The following is a 20862-nucleotide window of genomic DNA, read 5'->3' as shown; positions in this document are numbered from 1 at the left end:
TGTTTAATTTTAACCACTTACTAAATATACAAAATTGATAGAAATAACTTTTTTAGTAAAAACAATGGTATATTAGAATAAGTATACTTAAAAACTCTATCAATTCCCCTTTTCCCTTGATTTCAAAACCATTCGTAACATCCCCATATCATAACTAACTTAATGTTCAAGAACCCGGGCGTAAATTTGAGTGGGAGAAAGTTTGATATAGCCCAACATTTTTGAAACCGTTTTTATAGGCTCGCCATTACTAAGGGTTACTGTTGTGCCTAAGGAGTGCCTAGCCATATGGAAGGTTAGCTATACTAATTATGTGGTTTGAATTCACCCTTAAATATTCACTAAAAATTTTTAGCACTCAATCGTTCTCTTAAAATTGCCATATCATCACTTATTTTTCGATCTAGAATTTTTGCATAGTGCTGGGTAGTCTGAAGATTTTTGTGCCCCAGCATCTTACTAACGCTCTCGATAGGAACTCCATTTGAGAGCGTAACTGTAGTAGCAAAAGTATGTCTGGCCAAATGGAAAGTGAGGTTTTTATTTATCCCACAGATATCTGCAATTTCTTTGATATAAGCATTCATTTTTTGATTGCTTAAAATCGGAATTAATTGCTTTTCGCTAACTTCGGGATGTTCGGAATATTTCTCCAATATTGCTTCTGCCGTAGGAAGAATTGGAATACTGCTTCGAGTTTTAGTTTTAGTTCTGTTAGTCTTAATCCAACGTTTTCCATCAAAACCGACCACCACTTCTTTTTCTGAGAGTTTCTTTACATCTGCGTAACAAAGCCCGGTGAAGCAGCTAAAGGTAAAAATATCTTTAACCAAACTTAAGCGTTCGTTTTTAATTTCCTTGGATATCAAGGCCTGAAGTTCCCCTTCAGTTAAAAACTCCCGGTCCACCACCTTTAGTTTACCCTTCCAGTTCTGAAATGGGTCCCTACTGATCCATTCATTGGTAAAAGCAATGCGGATTATTTTTTTAAAATTTGTTATGTATTTAATCGCTGAATTATGTGCACAGTTTCTTTCTGTTTTTAAATAATATTCAAACCCGGTAATAAATTTATGATTAACATCTTTCACGGGAATATCAGAAGTTTTGTATTCTTTCTTTATATATTCTTCAACGTGCTTTTTAGCCGTTCTATACCTTTCGGCCGTTCCGGCAGCAAAATCCTTTCCAACCAGCCGATCAACCTTATCATTATGATCTTGAAAAATCTGCAGAACCATTTTCTGATTTTTAATCGTTTTTAATTTTTCTTTCCCCGAATATGAATCAATGATATCCTGGGCTGAAAATTGTTTATCGCCAAAAAGAAAACGCTGGTGAATTCTAAGGATGTCTGCCTTCACCTTGGTGAGATAGTTATTGAGAACTTGAGAATCAGGAGTACCCGGTAACAACTGGGAAAGATTATTATCCCAGTCAATAACTCTTATCCTTCTATGTAAACTGCAAGCAGCTCGCTGACCATTAGAATTAACTCTTAAATAAATTGCTCCAAACTCTGGTTTGGTTCTAATAGGTCGAACAAATAAAGTGTAGCTAAAATGATTTTCCATAACGTCAATTTTTAGTTCTGATTGAAGTTAAAGATATAAAATAAATACATTTTAAAATACTGATACAATGGGTTTTAAGTTATTTTTTGTAGGTATTTACTTCCAAATGGTTACACCAAATTGGAATAAGTTGGTGTAACCAAATTTGCTTCATAAAATTTGATTTTAGATAAGTTTATATGATTTTGTTAAAAATGAAAAAGCCCCAAATCCGTAGGTTTTGGGGCTTTTTGTTACAATTTGTAGTGTAATTGGCGGAGGAAGAGGGATTCGAACCCCCGGACCTGTTACAGTCAACAGTTTTCAAGACTGCCGCAATCGACCACTCTGCCATTCCTCCAGTAAAATGCTAAGCTTTTCTGCTTAGCGGATGCAAATATAACAAGCTTTTACAAATACACACAAGCTTTTCTATAAGTTTTTTCAGGCTTTTCTCAAATCAGCTAATTATCAGCATTTAGCGTATTTAATATTTTATTAGCCCTATTTCCTGAATTAATTTCTACCTTCCTGCCTGTTAGACTTTCAAACCAGGTTTATCAATTTATTTCAATATGGTTTACATCAATTTTAATCCAGTGCATTTATGAAAAAATTGCGGTCATCCATTCATCTTCTTGCCTTTATAATTCTTTTACCCTTTTCTAATTTAGAAGCCCAGGAACAGTCAGAAACTTTAAATAATCCAGAGCTAAGTTCAAGTAATTTCTACACGTCACGATACCAGGCACAAAATGCTTTTAATGGATTGGGCTATTATAAATTATATAACCAAACATTTAATTATGAAACCGATAAACTCCTAATCACTTTAGGCGCGGGCTTCCTTGAGCAGAACACAATTTTTAATAATATGGCTCCCGGTATTCATGGGAGTATTAGTGCAAACTTTGAGTACAAATTTAACCAAAGGTTTAGCTTTTATCTTTTTGGCCGGTATTTAACACCGTCTTTAAATGAGGAAGGACGAATCAACACTCCTCATATGGAACTTCTGTATCCTCAGTCTGAAGTTAGCGCAGGACTAAGGGGCAATTTCAATAATGTTAATATAGATGTTGGTGCCAGTACCCTTTTTGGTAATCAACCGGAATTAAACACGCTATTACGAACAAAAGTATCTATTGGATTCTAGAACTTCTCTATTAATTAAAAATTTTATACAGAATAAATTCAATTTTATACTTTTAAACCTATGAAAAAAGTAATTTTAATTTCTGTTGTAATTCTTTTAAGCAATTTCTTATTTGCGCAAACAGAATACCGCGAACTTATGGAACAAGATTGGGCCAATCTAAAAAAGTACAAAACCGAAAATGATAAAATAATCCACACCAAAAATTATCCCGATGTGGTCTTTATGGGAAATTCCATAACCGAAGGATGGATAAATGCACAGCCGGAATTTTTTGAAGAAAATAACTATGCCGGACGCGGGATTGGCGGACAAACAACCCCTCAAATGCTGGTTCGGTTTATGCCAGATGTGGTGAAACTTCATCCTAAGGCGGTAGTAATTCTTGCCGGCACAAATGATATAGCGGGGAATACCGGATTTTCTTCCGTAGAAATGATCACTAATAATATTAAAGCTATGGCCCAACTTTCCAAAGCCAATGACATTAAAGTTATTCTGGCTTCTATCCTACCCGTTTACGATTATCCCTGGCGCCCCGGCCTGGAACCGGTTCAAAAAATAGCCAAAATCAATACCTGGTTAGAAAAATATGCTGAGGAAAACAACCATACTTACCTAGATCTTTTTACTCCGCTAAAAGATGAAAAACAAGGATTACCCAAACAATATTCAGAAGACGGGGTTCACCCAAACCTGGCTGGCTATAAGGTGATGGCCCCACTTACCAAAGAAGAAATAGAAAAAACTTTAAAGCAGTAGTATCTCCAGGGAAGGCTTATTAAGGTTTAAGGGGAATATTTTTTCTAGTTAAACTACGTCAGATCATTTAAATTTCTATAGAGTCTTCAAAAAGAATTTTTTACAGACCTATCTAAAAATTAAACCGAAACTGCTATCTTGCTGCGACTTTAATAAAAACTTTGGGATTATTTAACGAAGTATCTAATAGAAAAAATTAAATAAACTATGAAAAAAATGCTTTTAGTGGGCCTAACTGCCGGAATGGTAGCTTGTGGCACACAAAAAAATGTTGAAAATGCAAACCCGATGGAGTATGCAGAAACCATTACTACGTCTGAATTAAGAGATAATCTTACCACTTTTGCAAGTGACGAGTACGAAGGCAGAAACACTGGTGAACCAGGACAGAAAAAAGCGGCCGAATTTATTGTAAATGAATATCAACAAATGGGCATGGATGCTCCAGAAGGATATTCAAATTATTACCAGGAAATTCCAACTGAGTTTTTCGACGGTAAACTTAAAGATTCAGAAAATGTATTAGGGTATATACAAGGAAGCGAAAAACCTGAAGAAATTCTAGTAATCACCTCGCATTACGATCACGTAGGTGTAGATGATGAAGGAAACATTTTTAATGGAGCAGATGATGGTGGATCCGGTCCAATGGCTATCCTTGAAGTTGCTGAAGCTTTTAAAGAAGCTCAAAAAGATGGATACACGCCAAAAAGATCTATTCTTTTTATTCATTTAACCGCTGAAGAAAAAGGCCTTTTAGGTTCTAAATATTATGTTGAAAATCCTGTATTTCCTTTAGCAAATACCGTTGCTAACCTTAATATGGATATGATTGGCCGTATAGACAAGGATCACGAGGGAAATGACAACTATATTTACCTTATTGGAAGTGATAAATTAAGTACAGATCTTCACGAACTTAGTGAAAATGTGAATTCAGAATTTATGAATATGGAACTGGATTATACTTATAATGATGAAAATGATCCAAACCGTTTTTACTATCGAAGTGACCATTACAACTTCGCAAAAAATAATATTCCGGTAATTTTTTACTTTAACGGAGTTCACCCAGATTATCACAAACCAACTGATACCGCTGAGAAAATTGAATACGAAGCGCTAAAGAAAAGAGCTCAATTGGTTTTTCTTACTGCCTGGGAAATTGCTAATCGCGACGAAAGATTGGTTGTAGATAAAGCTGAAGAATAAATTGCTAAATTCTTAATGAATAAAAAGCCCCGGAAATTAATTTTCCGGGGCTTTTTCCTTTTATAAATCAATCAAAATTTATTCAGCTGGAAGCAGAACAGTATCAAGGGCATGTATCACACCATTTGTAGCCTGAACATCGGCTGCGATAACTGTAGAAGTTCTTCCTCTTTCATCAGTAATTACAACATTATCTCCAAGGTTTACGGTAAATTCACCGCCCTGTAAAGTTTCAACCATCATCTCATCAGAAAGATTTCCAGATCTTACATTCGCTCCAGCAACTACGTGGTAGCTTAAAACAGCTTCTAAAGTTGCAGCATCAATATCTGCAAGGGATTCAGCTCCCAGTTCATCTAACAAAGCTACGAAAGCATCATTAGTTGGGGCAAATACAGTAAACGGTGCAGGATCTTCAGTCATCATTAAAGTTTCAACAAAAGTGAAAGAATCTTCCCTGGTAAGTGCCTGTACAAGAACATCAAACATAGGATCGGCAGTAGCAAAAGTTGTTACATCCGGCAAGCCAATTACAGCATCTACGGCGTGAATTACACCATTATCGGCTTCAATATTTGCAGCGGTAACGCTAGACATTCCATTTATCATTACACCATCATTAGTATTAATATACATACTTAACGGCTCTTCTGAAGTACCCCATACGGCCAGACTGGGAATATACCCGGTACTTAGATCTCCTGACATAATTGCACCCGCTTGAACGTGGTTCAATAATACCTGGGCTAATAAATCAACTGGCACCTCCTCAAGACTATCAAATCCGTTTTCATTTAAGAATGCTTCAAAAGCATCGTTATCAGGTGCAAAAACAGTATACTCATCCGTTCCTGTAAAGGTTGAAGTTAAACCTGTTTCTTCCAATGCTGCGAGCAAAGAAGAATAGTTTTCGTTTCCGGCTACAAAATCTGCAATGGTATTAGTTTCAATTTCAATAGCATCATTTTCCGGAAGAAGTACAGTATCTAAAGCGTGAATTACACCATTATTCGCCTGAATATCGGTAGCGATAATTGTTGCTGTTCTTCCGTTTTCATCGGTAATAGTTACATTGTCTCCAAGATTAATAGTAAATCCTCCAGTTTCTAATGTTTCTACCATCATATCCTCACTAAGATCCCCTGCACGTACATTTGCACCGGCCACCACGTGATAAGTTAAAATGCTGGATAAAAGATCGGCAGGAATATCACCTAATCCGGCCAATTCCAGTTCCTCCAATACATTTGCAAAAGCAGTATTTGTTGGGGCAAAAACGGTAAATGGAGCGGGATCATCGGTCATCATTAAGGTTTCCACAAAAGTGAACGACTCATCTGCAGTAAGAGCCTGAACCAAAATATCAAAATCAGGATCGGCGGTTGCAAATGTTGTTACATCAGGTAATCCAATGACAGCATCAACAGCGTGAATCACTCCGTTATCTACTTCCACGTCGGCAGTAGTTACAGAAGAAACTCCGTTAATCATCACCCCTTCATCTGTATTAATGTAAAGGCTTAAAGGTAAATCTGAAGCCATTCCGGTAGCCATACTTTCTATATAGCCTGTTGAAAGGGCGCCAGATGTAATTTCACCCTCCTGAACGTGGTTTAAAAGAATTTCAGTTAAAACATCGGTTGGTACTTCATCAAGACTACCGAATCCGTTAGCTGATAAAAATGAATTAAATGCAGCATTGTTTGGGGCAAAAACCGTGTAATCAGCAGATCCGTCTAAAGTAGCGTCCAATCCTGTTACTTCTAAAGCAGCCTGTAAAGAGGAATAATCATCATTTTCGGCCACAAAATCTGCAATTGTGTTTGTTGGCATAATAACATCTCCTCCGTCATCATCGTCACTGCAGGAAAAGAGGCTAAAAGCCAAAAATGCCAGTACAGCAAGTTTTGTAAATTTAATAGTTTTCATATTTCTAATTTTTTGTTATACCGTAAAAGTAAATGAGCAAAGGCTTATATTTTGTTTAATGTTTGTTAATTATTTTGAAACAATAGTTAAATGTTTAATTAATTATATTTTAATTTAAACAAAATAATCTTCTCTTTCGCTATATCCCGGTCCAATATTTAAGGTCTCTTTAACCTTAAACCTTTGCCTAGTTAAAAATTGAATATATTTACAAAAAATTAAAACCTACGTTATGAAGAAACTTTTTTTAATGCTGTTTAGTATGGCCCTACTGGTATCTTGCAGTGAAGATGATGATGCTAATGGAGAGGACGATATTTTGGGAACCTGGTATGCCGTTGAAATAAATAACTCGCCAATTCCAGGCCTTGAATTAAGTGAATGCAACCAGAACTCAAATATCATATTTAACTCAGATTTTTCAACCTACTCTGAGTATTATTCTGAAATTGATGGTGAATGTGAGATCGAAGACACAACAGAAAGTACCTGGAGTAAAAGCAATGAAATTTACACCTTTACTATTCCTTTTGAAGGTCTTGGGCAGGTAAACGGTACTGCGAGGTTTGAAGGTGAAACATTTATTTTCACTCCTATTGGATCACCGGACACCAATATTGTTTTTGAAAAATAACTAAGAAAGATGTTTTCTATAATAAAGCTATCCAGAATTAAAAATTTTGGGTAGTTTTTTATTTTATCCCTTTACCTTCTCCTAACCTTTCTTCTAAAATTTCGTAATTTTGTACTCCCTTTTCCGACTTTATGCGGAAAGGATTTCAATTTAAGTTTACTTATGAAAAAGAAAGTGGTTGTAGGTTTATCGGGGGGAGTAGATTCCAGTGTTTCTGCATATCTTTTACAGCAGCAGGGTTACGAGGTAATTGGCCTTTTTATGAAGAACTGGCACGACGATTCAGTAACTATTTCTGACGAATGTCCCTGGCTGGACGACAGTAACGATGCGATGATGGTAGCCGATAAACTGGGAATTCCTTTTCAAACTGTAGATCTTAGCGAACAATATAAAGAACGTATCGTTGATTATATGTTCAACGAATACGAACGTGGCCGTACGCCAAATCCCGATGTTCTTTGCAACCGGGAAATCAAGTTCGATGTTTTTATGAAAATCGCCCTTTCCCTAGGTGCCGATCATGTGGCTACAGGACATTATTGCCGCAAAGGGGAAATTCAGCAAAACGGTGAAACTGTTTATCAATTAATTTCTGGAAAAGATAATAATAAAGACCAGTCGTATTTTTTATGCCAGCTTACGCAAGAGCAGCTTTCTAAAACCCTATTTCCCATTGGGGAATTACAGAAATCTGAGGTGCGTAAAATCGCTTCTGAGCAAAAACTGGTTACTGCGGATAAAAAGGATTCCCAGGGTTTATGCTTTATAGGAAAAGTAAGATTACCTGATTTCCTTCAACAGAAATTACAACCTAAAGAAGGCCAAATCATAGAAATTGAAGCCGAAAGAGACTTGTTCTCTACTGAAATCCCTAAATTCAACAACAAAAAAGAAGAACTCGATTTTCTTGCTAAGAAATATGAATATTCTACAGCAGAAGGAAAAGTTGTGGGGAAACATCAGGGTGCACATTATTTTACCAAAGGCCAGCGTAAAGGCCTTGCCGTGGGTGGAACTCCAGAACCACTTTTTGTCATCGATACCGATGTTGAAGAAAATGTAATTTATACAGGGCAGGGCAAAAATCACCCGGGAATTTACAGAAAAGCACTTTTTATTAATGAAGATGAAGTGCATTGGGTAAGAAAAGACCTGGCGATTAGTGCTGATGAAACTTTAAAAGTAAAAGCAAGAATTCGTTACCGCCAGCCGCTTCAGGATGCAACTTTACACCAAACTGAAAACGGCATGTACGTAGTCTTTGAAGAACAGCAAGCCTCAATTACCGAAGGCCAATTTATAGCCTGGTATGATGGTGAAGAATTATTAGGTTCGGGGGTTATTTCTTAAATTCGGGGAAAATTTAAGCAAATGCCCAACAATAAAATCACGGAACTTTTTAATATTCAATATCCAATTATCCAGGCCGGAATGGTTTGGGCCAGCGGCTGGAAACTTGCCAGTGCTGTTAGCAATGCCGGCGGACTCGGGATTATTGGTGCGGGATCTATGTATCCCGAAATTCTTAAAGAACATATTGAAAAATGCACAAAAGCTACCGATAAGCCTTTTGCAGTAAACGTACCTCTCCTCTATCCTGATATTGATAAGATTATGGAGATCATTATCCAGGAGAAAGTGGAAATCGTTTTTACCTCTGCCGGAAATCCTAAAACCTGGACTAAACATTTACAGGAGCATGGTGTTAAAGTGGTGCACGTAGTTAGCGGAGTGAAATTCGCTTTAAAGTCGCAGGAAGCCGGTGTAGATGCCGTTGTTGCTGAAGGTTTTGAAGCTGGCGGCCATAACGGTCGTGATGAAACGACTACTTTCACTTTAATCCCTATGGTTAAAGAAAAAATTACTATCCCATTAATTGCCGCAGGCGGAATTGCCACCGGTAGGGGAATGCTGGCTGCCATGGTTCTTGGCGCAGATGCCGTACAGGTAGGCAGCCGATTTGTTGCTACGCCTGAAGCTTCTTCGCACCAGAATTTTAAAGAAATGGTGGTTAAAGCCCAGGAAGGCGATACCAAACTTACCCTGAAAGAACTCGCTCCCGTAAGATTGCTAAAAAATAAATTCTTTGAAGACGTTCAGAAATTATATGCTGAAAATCCTTCAAAAGAACGATTGATTGAGCTTTTGGGTCGTGCCCGCGCTAAAAAAGGAATGTTTGAAGGTGACCTGGAAGAAGGCGAACTGGAAATAGGCCAGATTTCAGGATTAATTCACGAGATAAAACCCGCTGCAGAAATTGTAAAAGAAATGATGCATGAATTTGAAGCTGCGAAGAAAGAAGTTTCAAATCTTTAACTGGAAAATTCGCTTAGTTTATCTAATTCCTTCTTTATAAATACACGCCATTTAAATTCGGCTTCTTTATAAATACTGTGATTGGTTTCTTTATCAAACTGCATTTGCATTTGCCTGCGCTGTTTTTCAGTTTCGGAATAAATAGAATCCAGTTCTTTTTTTATCTTTCCGCCCGGCTCATAGTTTTGCAAAGCTTTTCTAAGTTTGCGGGCGTGTAACTCGGTAATATCAAAATGCAATTGCTCGTGTGCCAGCAAATAATCCACTTCTTCAATTTCTTTTACCCAGGATCTATTTGGGTAAAAGTTACTGCCAACTTCATAATTAAGTTTTATTCCGCCGCTACTTTCGGTAGCATTCCAGGAGAAAGATAATCCCGAATTGGTATTGGCTTTATAAGGAAGATGTTTTTTAGGACTTGCTTTAAAGTCTTCCCAGGTTAAAATTCGATCTTCAGTCCAGCTTAATTTTTCATTTTCCTGAGCCAAAACCGGAACAGTGAAAATTAAAATTAGCAGGAAAATCAAAAACCTCATAAGTAATTAAACGTGATTACCTTCTCCATATCTGGATGAAGACTTTCCAGCACGGGACAGGTTCTTGCTGAATGTTCCAGGATTTTCTGTAATTTTTCCGAATACGTTTCAGGGAAAGTAATTGTAATTTCCACCTTAGAAATTCTTCTGGGATTTGCCGCCATCGTTTTGGTAACTTCAGCGGTTGTTCCTTTTAAACTCACTTTTAAATCTTCGGCTTTAATTCCCATAACCGTGAGCATACAGCTCGCTAAAGCGGTCGCCACGCTATCAGTCGGAGAAAAAGCTTCGCCTTTACCGTGATTATCAGTTGGGGCATCAGTTATTATCTTAGCACCACTTTTAAGGTGTTCGGCTTCAGTCCTTAAACTCCCGGTATATATTACTTTGCTGGTCATTGGCAACTTTTAAGTTAAGTTCTTCATCTAAACTCATTATATAAACGGCATCATTATAGAAGCCGCCATTGCGTTTAGAGGAATAATGAAATTTATTCTCGTGATATTCGGTAAAACCGGTATACTTTTCAAAAGAATCGTATAGATCTTCGGCAGAAGCAAGTCTTAACAACACATCCATAGTAAGATCGTAACCTCTAATTACATATTGATTAGGAATCATATCAAACTCTTCCTGGTAAGCCTCAATAAACTCCTCTGAAGAAGCTACATCAAATTCTTTATCTACGGAAGGATAATGGAAATTCAGTCTGCCCAGATGCTCATTATCTACATTATCATCTTCAAAACCGCTATTTCTTTCGGTTGTAAATAATTTAATTTCGTGGTCTCTTGCTAAACGATTTAAAGCTGAAGTAGCACTGCTTAGCAAACCAATATTAGAAGATTCAAGAATTACCCAGTTTTCCTGATTTTCTGAAAGCTGAGCTTTAATTTTTTCAACACTTACATAATTATCTGAAGGAAGAATTACCCTTGAATTTGGTAAAAGCTGGGTAAGTTCGTTCTTCACCTGATTTTTTGCGCCATCGGCAATGATAATAACATTTTTACCAATCGCATTTCTTCCCAGGTAATCGAACATCGCGTTCTTCATAATTTCAGTAGTAGGGCGCGATTGAAATAGATTTTGATAAGGTCGCATCTCACGATCAGACAAAGGACTAATCACCGGAACATTATACTGGTTTAATTTTGATGCTGTGGCCTCAATAGTATTCTGTAACAATGGGCCTATTACTGCATCTACATTACTAAAATTATTGGTATTGATAATATTTGTAACCTCCTGAACACTCCTACGAGTATCATAGGTTCTTAGTTGAGTAGAAATTCCAAGCTTTTTTGCATCTTCAACCGCCTTTCGCACTCCACTGTAGAAATCCAGGGAAATACGCAATACACGGTCATTTAAAATAGCGTCTTTATAATTTGAGGTAGAATCACCCTCTATATTATTCAGGCTATATGGTAATAGCACAACGAGTTCTTTTGTATCGAAATTGCTTAATTTATTAGATAGATCTAATCGTTTATTTGCATCTTCACTGTCATATTCCCCGGCTAATTCTTCAGTTTCACCTTTTTCAAGGCTACCCTCGCCTTCACCCGTATTAGGAACTTTTAAAACCATTCCTATTTTTAAACCATCTTCTAAAGCCGGGTTTAGAGAAATTAGTGAATCCTGCGGAACATCAAACTTTCTTGAAAGTCCGAATAAGGTTTCTTTAGGTTTTACCTCGTAAAATTCAAAAACCTCATCGGTTAAAATTACCGGCTCGTCTAAAACATCGGTTCCCACACGTATCATTACGCCGGGTTGTAACACATCAACTTTTGGATTTAATTCTTCCAGTTCTTTTACGGTAAGACCATATTTACGGGCAATCCCGTATTTGGTTTCTTTTGGTAAAACAACGTGTTCCCGAGTATCAGAAGTTTGAGGTTTATCTGTTGCCGGAATATTTAAATCTTCAGAAGAAGCTATTTCAGAATTAGCGGAGCCTTTTTTGCGCTGAGGAATTAATATTTCCTCACCTCGTCGTAATTCTTCAGAATAAAGATGCTTATTAAACCTTTTAATTTCGTCAATTTCAACATTGTAATCTTTTGAAAGTCGGTATAAAGTTTCCTTTCGCTTTACCGTATGAGTGATAAACTGAATATCTTCATCTTCTTCGGAAACCACCTTCTCTTCACGTAAAGGAATCACCAATTTTGAAGATACCTCTAAATTGCCTTTAGCATCGGGATTGTATTTATAGATCGCTTCTTCTGAAATATCGTAAGATTTTGCGATACTGTAAACAGTTTCCCCGGCTTCTACCGTATGGTATTTAAATTCCTGGGCTGATGCAGATAGACTGGACAGCTGAAATAAAAAACAAACAATTAAAAGGTATTTCATATTTATTGGTTTAATCCCTCAATGAAGGTTTACTTAAGCTCAAAATTTATTCCCATTCTATTGTAGCCGGTGGTTTTGAGCTTATATCATACACTACTCTATTAACGCCTTTTACCCGATTTATTATAGTATTCGAGGTTTTTTGCAGAAACTCATAAGGTAAATTCACCCAATCTGCCGTCATTCCATCGGTAGATTCTACAGCTCTTAGCGCCACTACTTTCTCGTAGGTACGCTCATCTCCCATAACTCCTACAGAACTTACCGGAAGCAAAATAGCGCCAGCCTGCCATACTTTATCATACAGCATCCAGTCTCTTAGGCCCTGGATAAAAATATGGTCTACTTCCTGTAAAATACGTACTTTTTCAGCGGTAATATCTCCAAGAATCCGAATTGCAAGTCCGGGACCGGGAAACGGGTGTCTTCCTAATAATTCTTTATCAATTCCCATTTCAGCTCCAACTCTTCGCACTTCATCTTTAAAGAGCATTTTTAATGGTTCAACAATTTTCAACTTCATAAAATCTGGTAATCCACCAACATTATGGTGAGATTTTATAGTTGCTGAAGGCCCGCCATTTACAGAAACCGACTCAATAACATCAGGATAAATAGTTCCCTGGGCTAAATAAGTAACATCGGTAATTTGGTGTGCTTCATCATCAAAAACCTCAATAAAGGCGTTTCCAATAGCTTTCCTTTTCTCTTCAGGATCGCTTATTCCAGCAAGGGCATCCAGAAATCGTGCCGAAGCATCAACTCCCTTAACATTTAAGCCCATATCTTTATACTGGTCTAAAACGCTTTCAAATTCGCCTTTTCGAAGCAAGCCGTTATTCACAAAAATACAATACAGGTTTTTCCCGATAGCTTTATGCAATAAAACCGCGGCCACACTGGAATCTACACCACCGCTTAAACCTAAAACAACTTTATCTTTGCCTATTTTTTCTTTTAATTCTGAAACCGTTAGATCAACAAATTTGCCCGGTGTCCAGGTTTGTGCAACCCCGGCGATTTTCACCAGAAAGTTTTCTAAAACCTGTTTCCCGTCGGTGGAATGATAAACTTCAGGATGAAACTGGATCCCGAAAGTTTGCTCACCTTCAATTCGGTAAGCCGCGTTCAAAACATCGGTGGTACTGGCTATCCTTACACTGTTTGTTGGCAATTCTTTTATAGTATCGCTATGACTCATCCAAACCTGGGAATTTTCCATAATCCCTTCAAAAAGCGGTTCGGCATCTTTAATTACCGAAAGATTTGCTCGTCCATATTCACGGGTTTCAGAAGCTTCTACTTTTCCCCCGTGGAAATGTGCAAAATACTGTGCACCATAACAAACGGCCAAAATTGGAAGTTTTCCACGAATTTTTGATAGATCAGGATGCGGGGCATCTTCACCCCGAACAGAAAACGGGCTCCCCGAAAGGATCACCGCTTTAAAACTTGAAATATCGTCTGGAATTTTATTGTATGGATAAATTTCGCAGTAAATATTGAGTTCCCTCACACGCCTTGCAATCAGTTGCGTGTACTGCGAGCCGAAGTCTAAAATGAGTACGTTTTTTTGCATAGGCAAAAGTAATAATTTGAAGCAAAAATAAAATAACCATTGGGTTTATTTTCTATCTTTATTCTGAACAAATTTTTCTTAAAATGAAATACATAAGTGCTATAATTTTTGCCATTGCTATTGTACTTGCCGCCTGGTTCCTTGGAGAATCATATGTTAGCCGGGCCAATCCAGACGGAGTAATCTCGGTAACCGGCTCTGGAAGTGAAAATTTTACATCAGATCTTATTGTTTGGGAAGGAAGTTTTAGCCGGATGAGCCCAAATCTTGAACAAGCCTATAAAGATTTAAATAGCGACAAAGAAACTGTGCGGAATTACCTAATTGAAAAAGGAATTAATGAAGAAAACATCGTGTTTAACTCAGTACAAACTTCAGAGCAACGGGAAAATCAATATCAAAACGGAAATTATGTAGGTAGCATTTTCCAGGGTTATCAGCTTACCCAGAATGTAAAAATTGAAGCTAATGATGTTGAAAATGTTGAAGCGGTTGCTCGGGAAATTACCGAATTACTGAATAAAGGTGTTCAATTTAATTCCACCCCACCAAGATATTATTACACCAAAATCGCAGATCTAAAAATTGAAATGATCTCCAAAGCGACTGAAGATGCCCGATTAAGAGCCGAGCGAATCGCCGAAAACAGCGGGGGCAGTTTAGGCGAACTTAAAAATGCTAATATGGGCGTTTTTCAGATCACCGGACAAAACAGCGGGGAAGATTATAGCTGGAGCGGCGCTTATAACACCGCCGATAAAAGAAAAACCGCATCGATTACAATGCGGCTAGATTATGAGATTGAGTAATTCAATGTCCAAGACCTCACAGGTTTTCAAAACCATTGAGGTCTAAGTTTTCTTAATATAAAATATTTTCTTTTCATCGTCATCCTGTATTATTTCAGGATCTAACTTACATAAAATTGAATCATAATAAAAGCTGAAAGAATCCCGTAGCATCGGGATAGCTTGACGTGAAAACTTCTATCACATCTCTACTCTAAAGTATCTAAAATCATATCAATATCTTTTTCAGTAGTGTCAGGGTTTATAAAACAAAACCTTACTACTGTTTCCTTTTTCCATGTTGTTGGAGTCACAAGGGCAAAACCATCACGATGATTTTTATAAGTCCAGTCCCGATATTGCTCGGGCGTCCAGTCTTTTCTTCGGAATAAAACTACCGATAAACTTGCAGGTCTTACCAATTCAAGATTTTCCCGTTTTTCAATCTTTTTAGCGGCAATTTGTGCCAGGGAAATTCCGGTTTCAATGGCCTGTCGGTATTTGTTGGTTCCGTGCATGGCTAAAGAAAACCACAATGGCATTCCTCTTATTCTGCGGGTTAACTGAATTTGATAATCAGCCGGGTTAAAACCTTCGGCACCTTCATCTTTAAAAATTTCAAGGTAAGCGCCTTTTTGAGAATGTGCATTTTTCGCAAGTTCCAAATCTTTGTAAATCACTGCCCCGCAGTCGTAAGGAGAAAACAACCATTTATGCGGATCTATGGTAATACTATCGGCTCGCTCAATTCCATTAAACAAATGCCTAACCGATGGTGCCGCTAAAGCCCCGCCACCATAGGCACAATCTACGTGAAACCAAACCTTTTCTTTTTCACAAACATCAGCAATGGTATCTAACTGATCTATAATTCCGGCATTTGTAGTACCCCCGGTGGCCACTACAGCGAAAAGTCGGCTCCTATCTTTTTCCTCCAGTTCATTTATCCCGTTTTGCAATTCTCGGCCAGTAAGATTTTCTTCTTCACAATCTATCATTACCACATCAGCATCAATTACTTTTGCCATCGCCTGTATAGAACTATGAGCCCCGTGAGAAGTAAGCAATAGAGCTTTTTTACCTACATTCTGGCTATCGCGGGCACGCCATTCTTCCCGGGCAGCCACCATAGCCGAAAGGTTTGCCGCCGTCCCACCACTGGTAAACACGCCAAAAGCGCCTTCCGGCAAACCTGTGAGCGAAACCAGCCATTTCATCGCCTGGTTTTCACAAAAAATCCCGCCGGCACCTTCCATCCAGTAGGCACCGTGAATACTTGAAGCCGAAGTCACCAAATCGAACATAATCGCAGCCCGTGTTGGCGCTGCGGGTACAAAAGCCAAATGTCGCGGATGATCTATTGGCACTGTTGCTTTTACCAGAACATCACGAAAAAGCTGAAAAGCATTCTCACCACCAATCCCTTCCGGGGTTACGGTTTCACCAACGATTTTAAATAATTCTTCTTCCTTTTTAGGTGCTCCCATTTCGGGAGTAATATTGGAGATACGGTCTATGGTATATTTCATAACGTCCAGCGTCATTTCTACCAGGTCCATATCTATGGTATGCATTTTATTCTTTTCCAAAAGTCAAAATTTTAAATTCCGCCTGCAACGGGTCTAATTCTTTTAATAATACTGAAATTAATTCGGGGCCGTATTCGGCATATATTTCCGAAAAATTGGTTTGCCTTTCCTGTAAAGCTTTATTCGGAAAAAGCTCATTCTGAAGTTCAGCAATTCTACTTACTTCATCTTCCAGTTTTCGCTTTTGAGCTTTTAAAAGACGTTTTTCTAAATTATTAAGGCCTTTTAATTGTTTTACTTCCTGTGCTTTCACAGCACCAATAAAGGATTTATCGGTTTGTTCAGCCAAATCATACATTTGCTGAAATTGCTTCACCAAATGTTCTTTCTGTTTTGAGAAATCGATATCTATATTCGAGATCTGACGAACTTTCCTGTTGATGAGTTCGTGCTGTTTCAGAAATAATTCTTTATTCGAAATATTTAATTTTCGTCTTTTCTCATCAAGTTTTTCAGACTGAATCATCGCCGAATTCCGCAGCAATAAAACTGGAAATATCACATTTTCGGCTGCAAAATATTCTTTTAATTCCAGCCAGTACGCGATCTCTCCACTACCACCTATATAACAAAGATTGGGTAAAATTACTTCCTGGTATAAAGGACGAAGCATCACATTTGGACTAAAGCGTTCGGGAAAATGCTGTAATTCTTCCAAAATTTCAGCTTTGGTAAATTTAATTTCTGTTTCGTGTACAAAATACTCCCCATCCCGTTCTATTATACGCTCCCGAAGGCCATTATTTAAATAAAACAAATTAATCTCACGGGGATTCACCTGTACATTATAGCCTAGATCATTTAGTTTCTCAGCAGTTTTCGTGGTAGTTTTATGCGAGATTTGTTCTAAAAGTTCATTTTTTGCGTAAGGAATAAAAAGTTCTTTAAGGGATTTTTGCTGCGCATCCAATATAACCAAACCTTCTTCCTTAAAAAGTTCGTTTGCCACAAACAGTGTAGCTTCAGCAAGGTTGTCGTGCTCCAGATAAGCTTTTTTGAATAATTCCTTTAGAAATTCAGCATCTTTCCCGCCACCAATTTCAGCCGAAAAAAGCTTAAAAACATCTTCCAGGCCGTGGGTAGATAAATTTCCTACCGCATCACGTTCTGCATTTTCAGGAGCATTGGCCCACTGAAACTTTTTTCCGTTTAAATTAAAGAAATTGATTTCCTCAAAATCGTGATCTTCTGTCGCCATCCAGTAAATGGGAACAAAGTTATTTTCAGGATATTTTTCCTTTAATTTTTGGGTAAGGTTGATTGTGGAAACAATTTTATATAAAAAATAAAGCGGCCCGGTAAACAAATTAAGCTGATGCCCGGTCACAACCGTAAAGGTTTCTTCGTTCTCAAGGGCTTTGATATTTTTTTGTGTAGCTTCTGAAATCTCCAGCCCGGAATATTGCTCCTGTAAAGCATTTACTAGCACCTTCCTGTTTTCTTGTGGGAAAGAAGATTTCTCCTCTATCTGCGCCTTAAAATTTTCCAGGTTTGGGAATCGGTTATAAAAAGATTTTAACTCCTCTTTTTCAGCAAGATAATCTAAAGTAAGATCGGTAAAATAATTGGTTTCTTTGTACGGAATACACTCGGTTGGCATTAGCAATTTTTTGGATGGTAAAGATACCGAAGTTAGGAATTTTATTCGCTAATTTTTAGTTAATTTGGCCTTAGATACTATTTTTACTAGCTAAGTAGTGTAATATATTTAGATGTCATGCTTTCCCGAAGCTTCGGATTGTTTCAGCATCTAGCATGATATTGAATTACCATAGGTTAGACCCTGAAATAAATTCAGGGTGGTGAATAAGAGATTTTCTCAGAAATATTAAAAATTCAAATCCAACATTTAAAATCAGTTAATGAAATCAACTTTACTTTCTTTCGTATTCCTGTTTGTAGGTTTACACATCAGCGCACAATTACAAAGTCCGGAAGAATTCCTGGGCTATGAAATTGGCCAACAATTCTCCCGCCACGCCGATGTAGTGAATTATTTTGAACACGCAGCCGAAAATTCCCCGCTAGTGAATTATCATACTTACGGAAAAACCAATGAACGTCGCCCGCTTACCTATGCGGTAATTTCTATGGAAGAAAACCTGAGAAACCTGGAGGAAATAAGAAATAAACATCTTGGCAACACCGGAATTTCAGAAACTGTTGGGGAAGCCGATAAAGCTATTGTATGGTTAAGTTATAATGTGCACGGTAACGAAGCTTCCGCCACCGAAGCAGCGATGAAAACTTTATTTGAATTAATCACCGCAAAAGAAGATTGGCTGGAAAACACCGTGGTGATTATAGATCCCAGTGTAAATCCCGATGGGCGCGACAGGTACGTTAATTGGTACAACCAGGTAAAAGCAGAACCTTACGATCCTATGCAGGCTGCAGCAGAACACCACGAACCCTGGCCGGGCGGAAGACCAAATCATTATCTTTTTGACCTTAACCGCGATTGGGCCTGGGCCACGCAGGTGGAAACTCAACAACGACTTAAAATTTACAATCAATGGATGCCGCACATTCACGTAGATTTTCACGAACAGGGCATTAATGAACCTTATTATTTTGCCCCCGCAGCTGAACCATTTCATGAAATTATCACGCCATTTCAAAGGGAATTTCAAACCGAAATCGGAAAAAATCACGCTAAGTATTTCGATGAAGAAGGCTGGTTGTTTTTTACCAGAGAGCGTTTTGATTTATTGTACCCAAGTTACGGTGACACCTACCCTACTTATATGGGCGCCATAGGAATGACCTACGAGCAAGCCGGTCACGGTCGCGCCGGATTAGGCATTAATACCGACGAAGGTTACGAACTCACTTTAAAAGATCGCGTAGCTCACCACCACACCACCGGACTCTCAACCGTGGAGATTGCGACAAAAAATATTGAAGCTTTAAATACTGAATTTAAAAAGTATTTTGACAATTCAGAGCTTGAATATAAATCTTACGCAGTAAAAGGAAATCCTGATAAAATCGCTTCGCTAAAAGAATTACTGGAAAAACACGAGATTCAATATCAAAAAGCAGCTTCCGGTAGGGTAAATGGATTTAATTATACCGAAGGGAAAACAGGCAGGTTCAATGCCGATAAAAATACTCTGGTGATTAATACCAATCAGCCAAAGGGGAAAATGGTAAACGTGCTTTTTGAACCTAAAACTACCCTAACTGATTCATTAACTTATGATATCACCGCCTGGAGTTTGCCTTACGCCTACGGTTTGGAAGCTGTAGCAAGTACGCGAGAAGTTGATGCTGAAGCAAATTTAGAAGTTCCTGAAATTAAAAACTCTGCAAATCCATCGGGAGCAGGTTATGTCGTTAAGTGGAATGCACTGCAGGATGCACAATTTTTAGCTGAACTACTTAATGAAAATATCAAAGTACGTTTTACTGAAATTCCTTTTAAAAGTGAAGGAAAAGATTTTGATCGCGGAAGTTTGATCATTACTAAAAGTGATAACAGAACTCACGGAAATTTTGATAAAACCGTAATTGAAATTGCCAACAAACACCAGCGTGAACTGGTAGCCGCAAACACAAGTTTCGCCGCTATCGGACCCGATTTTGGTTCTCCTGAAGTAAAACTTATCAATCCACCAAAAGTTGCTGTTTTAAAAGGAGAAGGGACTTCTTCTTTAAATTACGGGGAAATATGGCACTTTTTTGAACAGGATCTTAACTACCCGCTCACTTCCATTAACACCGATTATTTTAAGAATGTAGACCTTTCACAATTTGATGTTTTGATAATGCCTGAAGGTTTTTATTCCAATGTTTTATATGAAGAAACCCTGAAAATGGTGAAAGATTGGGTTAACAATGGCGGCAAACTTATTGCCATTGGTAGCGCTGTAGGAACTTTTGCAAAAAATGAAGGTTTCAATCTTAAAGAAAATAAGTCGGAAACTAAAGATACAACTACGGTTGGAAATTTAATTCCGTATACTCAAAGAGAGCGTGAAAGCGCTAAAGATATGATTACCGGTAGCATTGTAAAAACCAAACTTGACAATACTCACCCGATGGCTTTTGGTTATGATGACACTTATTTCAGCCTGAAATTGAGCAACAGTAGTTATAAACTCCTGGAAGACGGTTACAATGTTTCTTACATTCAGCAACCTGAAATCGTAGCCGGTTTCGCAGGAAGTTCCGCCGTTAAAAACCTGGAAAACTCCTTGGTTTTCGGCGAAGAAAGAATGGGTAGCGGCAGCATTATTTATATGGTAGATAATCCGTTATTCCGGGCGTTTTGGGAAAATGGGAAAATGTTTTTTACTAACTCAATTTTTTTTGTGAATAACAATAAGTTCAGACTTTAAAAAAAAGAAGTCTTATGGCCACGAATACACGAATCTCTTTTATTCGTGTATTCGTGGCTTTTTATTTTATTCTAAAATAATCGAAATAAACACTA

General features: G+C 37.8%; 17 protein-coding genes and 1 tRNA gene. 8 read left to right on the top strand and 10 right to left on the bottom strand.

Translation table 11 applies throughout. From position 1 onward, the window contains the following. Nucleotides 1–159: 159 nt before the first annotated feature. The 3 genes from B5X53_RS04390 to B5X53_RS04380 form a co-directional block, all read right to left on the bottom strand. Entirely contained in the window at nucleotides 160–288 is a 129-nt protein-coding gene (locus tag B5X53_RS04390; RefSeq protein ID WP_079712019.1) for a site-specific integrase, read from the bottom strand. 53 nt (nucleotides 289–341) lie between these two features. Further along, entirely contained in the window at nucleotides 342–1574 is a 1233-nt protein-coding gene (locus tag B5X53_RS04385) for a site-specific integrase (RefSeq protein WP_079712018.1), read from the bottom strand. 252 nt (nucleotides 1575–1826) lie between these two features. After that, nucleotides 1827–1914: transfer RNA gene (locus B5X53_RS04380), tRNA-Ser, on the bottom strand. 246 nt (nucleotides 1915–2160) lie between these two features. Here B5X53_RS04380 and B5X53_RS04375 point away from each other — a divergent pair. The 3 genes from B5X53_RS04375 (at nucleotide 2161) to B5X53_RS04365 (ending at nucleotide 4683) form a co-directional block, all read left to right on the top strand. After that, nucleotides 2161–2709 carry a hypothetical protein gene (locus B5X53_RS04375; protein WP_079712017.1) on the top strand — a complete coding sequence of 183 codons (549 nt, stop codon included), beginning with the start codon at nucleotides 2161–2163 and terminating at the stop codon, nucleotides 2707–2709. A gap of 60 nt (nucleotides 2710–2769) precedes the next feature. Then, the gene (locus B5X53_RS04370; protein ID WP_079712016.1) at nucleotides 2770–3471 is read left to right on the top strand and encodes an SGNH/GDSL hydrolase family protein; all 702 of its coding nucleotides are present in this window, start codon (nucleotides 2770–2772) and stop codon (nucleotides 3469–3471) included. 207 nt (nucleotides 3472–3678) lie between these two features. Continuing rightward, on the top strand, nucleotides 3679–4683 hold the full coding sequence (locus tag B5X53_RS04365; protein ID WP_079712015.1) for a M28 family metallopeptidase: 1005 nt from the start codon (nucleotides 3679–3681) through the stop codon (nucleotides 4681–4683). 78 nt (nucleotides 4684–4761) lie between these two features. Here the strand turns inward: B5X53_RS04365 and B5X53_RS04360 are convergent, their stop codons facing one another. Then, nucleotides 4762–6612: a fasciclin domain-containing protein gene (locus tag B5X53_RS04360; protein ID WP_079712014.1), complete on the bottom strand. Its 1851-nt coding sequence runs from the start codon at nucleotides 6610–6612 to the stop codon at nucleotides 4762–4764. Nucleotides 6613–6844: 232 nt separating this feature from the next. On the opposite strand from B5X53_RS04360, the gene B5X53_RS04355 reads away from it, so the two are divergent. From B5X53_RS04355 to B5X53_RS04345, 3 genes are all read left to right on the top strand, one after another. Next, a complete protein-coding gene (locus tag B5X53_RS04355) occupies nucleotides 6845–7246 on the top strand; it encodes a lipocalin-like domain-containing protein (RefSeq protein ID WP_079712013.1) in 402 nt (133 codons plus the stop codon). 162 nt (nucleotides 7247–7408) lie between these two features. Next, nucleotides 7409–8599: a tRNA 2-thiouridine(34) synthase MnmA gene (gene mnmA / locus B5X53_RS04350; protein WP_079712012.1), complete on the top strand. Its 1191-nt coding sequence runs from the start codon at nucleotides 7409–7411 to the stop codon at nucleotides 8597–8599. A gap of 21 nt (nucleotides 8600–8620) precedes the next feature. Further along, nucleotides 8621–9565 carry an NAD(P)H-dependent flavin oxidoreductase gene (locus tag B5X53_RS04345; RefSeq protein WP_079712011.1) on the top strand — a complete coding sequence of 315 codons (945 nt, stop codon included), beginning with the start codon at nucleotides 8621–8623 and terminating at the stop codon, nucleotides 9563–9565. Here the strand turns inward: B5X53_RS04345 and B5X53_RS04340 are convergent. Genes B5X53_RS04340 through guaA form a run of 4 tightly spaced genes read right to left on the bottom strand, consistent with a single transcriptional unit; the run spans nucleotide 9562 to nucleotide 14047 of the window. Continuing rightward, nucleotides 9562–10101 carry a DUF922 domain-containing protein gene (locus tag B5X53_RS04340; RefSeq protein ID WP_079712010.1) on the bottom strand — a complete coding sequence of 180 codons (540 nt, stop codon included), beginning with the start codon at nucleotides 10099–10101 and terminating at the stop codon, nucleotides 9562–9564. The genes B5X53_RS04345 and B5X53_RS04340 overlap by 4 nt on opposite strands. Next, complete coding sequence (locus B5X53_RS04335; protein WP_079712009.1) at nucleotides 10098–10499, bottom strand: OsmC family protein; 402 nt, start codon at nucleotides 10497–10499, stop codon at nucleotides 10098–10100. Before B5X53_RS04335 ends, B5X53_RS04340 begins: the two co-directional genes overlap by 4 nt. Continuing rightward, entirely contained in the window at nucleotides 10459–12468 is a 2010-nt protein-coding gene (locus tag B5X53_RS04330) for an amino acid ABC transporter substrate-binding protein (RefSeq protein WP_079712008.1), read from the bottom strand. Before B5X53_RS04330 ends, B5X53_RS04335 begins: the two co-directional genes overlap by 41 nt. Nucleotides 12469–12514: 46 nt before the next feature. After that, nucleotides 12515–14047: a glutamine-hydrolyzing GMP synthase gene (gene guaA, locus B5X53_RS04325; RefSeq protein ID WP_079712007.1), complete on the bottom strand. Its 1533-nt coding sequence runs from the start codon at nucleotides 14045–14047 to the stop codon at nucleotides 12515–12517. A gap of 83 nt (nucleotides 14048–14130) precedes the next feature. Between guaA and B5X53_RS04320 the strand changes: the two genes are divergently transcribed. Further along, complete coding sequence (locus B5X53_RS04320; RefSeq protein WP_079712006.1) at nucleotides 14131–14856, top strand: SIMPL domain-containing protein; 726 nt, start codon at nucleotides 14131–14133, stop codon at nucleotides 14854–14856. A 188-nt stretch (nucleotides 14857–15044) separates the two neighbouring features. Here the strand turns inward: B5X53_RS04320 and B5X53_RS04315 are convergent, their stop codons facing one another. Both B5X53_RS04315 and bshC read right to left on the bottom strand, forming a co-directional pair. Continuing rightward, nucleotides 15045–16409, bottom strand: a complete 1365-nt coding sequence (locus B5X53_RS04315) for a pyridoxal phosphate-dependent decarboxylase family protein (protein WP_079712081.1) — start codon at nucleotides 16407–16409, stop codon at nucleotides 15045–15047. Nucleotide 16410: 1 nt separating this feature from the next. Continuing rightward, a complete protein-coding gene (gene bshC, locus B5X53_RS04310; protein ID WP_079712005.1) occupies nucleotides 16411–18024 on the bottom strand; it encodes a bacillithiol biosynthesis cysteine-adding enzyme BshC in 1614 nt (537 codons plus the stop codon). A 262-nt stretch (nucleotides 18025–18286) separates the two neighbouring features. On the opposite strand from bshC, the gene B5X53_RS04305 reads away from it, so the two are divergent. Next, a complete protein-coding gene (locus B5X53_RS04305) occupies nucleotides 18287–20767 on the top strand; it encodes a M14 family metallopeptidase (protein ID WP_079712004.1) in 2481 nt (826 codons plus the stop codon). Nucleotides 20768–20862 lie beyond the last annotated feature (95 nt).

Origin of the sequence: Salegentibacter salinarum (assembly GCF_900168115.1) — a bacterium.
GTDB lineage: Bacteria > Bacteroidota > Bacteroidia > Flavobacteriales > Flavobacteriaceae > Salegentibacter > Salegentibacter salinarum.
This window is presented reverse-complemented; position numbering and strand designations above follow the sequence as displayed.